Source organism: Nakamurella sp. GG22 (genome assembly GCF_052976845.2).
Genome location: NZ_JBRIIO020000076.1, coordinates 1 through 517, shown reverse-complemented (window position 1 = coordinate 517; position 517 = coordinate 1). Strand labels below are relative to the sequence as shown.

General features: G+C 62.3%; 1 protein-coding gene. It reads right to left on the bottom strand.

What is annotated here, in order from left to right; translation table 11 throughout:
* Positions 1 to 41: 41 nt before the first annotated feature.
* A partial coding sequence (locus ACVBEQ_RS28060; RefSeq protein WP_447156729.1) for a transposase occupies positions 42 to 517 on the bottom strand: 476 nt, incomplete at its 5' end.

Here is a 517-nt window from a genome sequence, read left to right as displayed (position 1 = left end):
GAGCTTGTCAAGATTTCTGTGTAAGTGGCGGTCGGTTTCGGTTAGTTGATCTTGTTGTTGATGCGGTCGGGGTAGGTGATGGCGAGGGCTCCGAGTGCTGCTTTCCAGCCGTTGGTGGCTTGGCCTTCGACGAGCCTGCCCTCGGCTTTGCGGCCCTTCCGCAGGCCACGTTCGGATTCTCGTTGGCGGGCGCGTTTGTCTTCGATGTCACGTATCGCCAGCCAGAGCAGCTTGATCACGGCGTCGTCGTTGGGGAAGTGCCCACGGTTCTTGATGATCTTGCGGAGTTGGTAGTTCAGGCTCTCGATCGCGTTCGTGGTGTAGATGATCTTCCGCACCGCCGGCGGGAACGCCAGGAACGGGATGAACCGCTCCCAGGCGTCCTGCCAGGTCCGAAGGCACGCCGGATACCTGCGGGCAAGGTCGGTCTCGGCGAATTCCAGCAACGCGGTCTCCGCGGCGTCCACGCCGGGGGCGGTGTAGATCTTCTTCAGCTCCGCGGCGATGGCCTTGCGGT